Source organism: Knoellia aerolata DSM 18566 (assembly GCF_000768695.1).
GTDB lineage: Bacteria > Actinomycetota > Actinomycetes > Actinomycetales > Dermatophilaceae > Knoellia > Knoellia aerolata.
The window spans coordinates 1-2,954 of the sequence record NZ_AVPL01000122.1; the positions used below are offsets into that span (position 1 = coordinate 1).

Below are 2,954 nucleotides of genomic sequence, written 5' to 3' on the forward strand. Positions count from 1 at the left end.
CGCCCCGCCGACCGGCACCACCGCCGGCGCCAGGGGTCCGCGCCGTGCCGGGCCGGCCCGTGTCGCGGCCGGTCCCGCCCGGGACCCCCGGGTCGCTCTGCCCAGAGCGAACATGAGCGGCCTCGGCTCAGGCGTGGAACACCGCGTGGGGGTGCCGCGTTGGACGGCATGACACACCTCGCCGCTGCACGCCGCACGTCTCATGTGAACTGGGGCGTCCGGCATACAGGCAGCGGGGATAGCATCGAGGTGACTTAGAAATCAGGTAGGAGCCAGCTATGTTCGAACGGTTCACGGATCGCGCCCGCAGGGTGGTCGTCCTCGCCCAGGAAGAGGCGCGGCTGCTCAACCACAACTACATCGGCACCGAGCACATCCTGCTCGGTCTCATCCACGAGGGTGAGGGAGTCGCGAGCAAGGCCCTCGAGAGCCTCGGGATCTCGCTGGACGCCGTCCGCGAACAGGTGCAGGAGATCATCGGCCAGGGCCAGCAGGCCCCGACCGGTCACATCCCGTTCACCCCCCGCGCCAAGAAGGTCCTCGAGCTGTCGCTGCGCGAGGCCCTCCAGCTCGGGCACAACTACATCGGCACCGAGCACATCCTGCTCGGCCTGATCCGCGAGGGCGAGGGCGTCGCCGCCCAGGTCCTCGTCAAGCTCGGCGCCGACCTCGGTCGGGTCCGCCAGCAGGTCATCCAGCTCATCTCGGGCTACCAGGGCGGCAAGGAGGGCGCCACCGCCGGCGTCGGCCAGGGTGGCCCCGCCGAGGGTGCCCCCGCCGGCTCGCTCGTGCTCGACCAGTTCGGTCGCAACCTCACCGTGGCAGCCCGCGAGGGCAAGCTCGACCCGGTCATCGGGCGTGAGAAGGAGATCGAGCGGGTCATGCAGGTGCTGTCCCGCCGCACCAAGAACAACCCGGTGCTCATCGGTGAGCCCGGCGTCGGCAAGACCGCCGTCGTCGAGGGCCTCGCCCAGGACATCGTGCGCGGCGAGGTGCCCGAGACGCTCAAGGACAAGCAGCTCTACACGCTCGACCTCGGTGCGCTCGTCGCCGGCAGCCGCTACCGCGGTGACTTCGAGGAGCGCCTCAAGAAGGTGCTCAAGGAGATCCGCACCCGCGGCGACATCGTGCTGTTCATCGACGAGATCCACACGCTCGTCGGTGCCGGTGCGGCCGAGGGCGCGATCGACGCCGCGTCGATCCTCAAGCCGATGCTGGCCCGTGGTGAGCTCCAGGTCATCGGTGCGACCACGCTCGACGAGTACCGCAAGCACATCGAGAAGGACGCCGCCCTCGAGCGCCGCTTCCAGCCCATCCAGGTGGCCGAGCCGACGCTGGCCCACGCCATCGAGATCCTCAAGGGCCTGCGCGACCGCTACGAGGCGCACCACCGCGTCTCGATCACCGACGGCGCGCTCGTCGCGGCGGCCAACATGGCCGACCGCTACGTCAACGACCGGTTCCTCCCGGACAAGGCCATCGACCTCATCGACGAGGCCGGCGCCCGGTTGCGCATCCGCCGCATGACCGCACCGCCGGACCTGCGTGAGTTCGACGAGAAGATCTCGATGGTCGTGCGCGAGAAGGAGTCGGCCATCGACGGCCAGGACTTCGAGAAGGCCGCACGCCTGCGCGACGACGAGAAGAACCTGCGTCTCGAGAAGCAGAAGCGTGAGACCGAGTGGAAGTCCGGCGACCTCGACGTCGTCGCCGAGGTGGACGAGGAGCTGATCGCCGAGGTCCTCGCGGCCTCGACCGGCATCCCCGTCTTCAAGCTCACCGAGGAGGAGTCCTCGCGGCTGCTCCACATGGAGGACGAGCTGCACAAGCGGGTCGTCGGCATGAACGACGCCATCAAGGCTCTCTCGCAGGCGATCCGTCGCACCCGCGCGGGCCTCAAGGACCCGCGTCGACCCGGTGGGTCGTTCATCTTCGCCGGGCCCACGGGTGTCGGCAAGACCGAGCTCGCCAAGACGCTCGCCGAGTTCCTCTTCGGTGACGAGGACGCGCTCATCCAGCTCGACATGTCCGAGTACAGCGAGAAGCACACCGTCTCGCGCCTCTTCGGCTCACCTCCCGGCTACGTCGGCTACGAGGAGGGCGGCCAGCTCACCGAGAAGGTGCGGCGCAAGCCGTTCTCGGTCGTGCTGTTCGACGAGGTCGAGAAGGCCCACCCGGAGATCTTCAACAGCCTGCTGCAGGTGCTCGAGGACGGCCGCCTCACCGACTCGCAGGGTCGGGTGGTCGACTTCAAGAACACCGTCATCATCATGACGACCAACCTCGGCACGCGGGACATCTCCAAGGGCGCCCTCGGCTTCTCCGCCGGCCCGGACACCCAGAGTGGCTACGAGCGGATGAAGAACAAGGTCACGGACGAGCTCAAGCAGCACTTCCGCCCCGAGTTCCTCAACCGCGTGGACGACACGATCGTCTTCCCGCAGCTCACCCAGGACGAGATCATCCAGATCGTCGACCTCGAGATCGCCAAGCTCGACAAGCGGCTCAAGGACAAGGACATGGGCATGGAGCTCACGCCCGCGGCCAAGACGCTGCTCGCCAAGCGCGGCTACGACCCCGTGCTCGGTGCACGCCCGCTGCGTCGCACCATCCAGCGCGAGATCGAGGACGTCCTGTCCGAGAAGATCCTCTTCGGCGAGCTCAAGGCCGGCGAGATCGTCGCGGTCGACGCCACCGGCGAGGGCAAGGACGACACCTTCACCTTCGCGGGGGCCCGCAAGGCCGAGACGATCGACGTCCCGGTCATCACCGCAGGAACGAGCACCGGCACGGCCGCCGCTGCCGCCGGGACCGAGTAGTCGCCGGTCCCGAACCCACGACGAGGCGGGGTGTGCAGCGAGCGCGAGCTCGCAGCACACCCCGCCTCCGTCATCCGTCCCGACCTCGCCGTCATCCGGACCTAACTGTACTGACCGGGGACGTTGGTTGAGTGA

At 68.5% G+C, this 2,954-nt stretch carries 1 protein-coding gene; it reads left to right on the plus strand.

The features are described from left to right. Nucleotides 1-278 precede the first annotated feature (278 nt). Nucleotides 279-2,819: an ATP-dependent Clp protease ATP-binding subunit gene (locus N801_RS18800; protein ID WP_035940844.1), complete on the plus strand. Its 2,541-nt coding sequence runs from the start codon at nt 279-281 to the stop codon at nt 2,817-2,819. Nucleotides 2,820-2,954: the final 135 nt, after the last annotated feature.

Bases quoted from the DNA above. Each gene is read 5' to 3' on its own strand.
- N801_RS18800 (WP_035940844.1), top strand. From the start codon at position 279: ATGTTCGAACGGTTCACGGATCGCGCCCGCAGGGTGGTCGTCCTCGCC.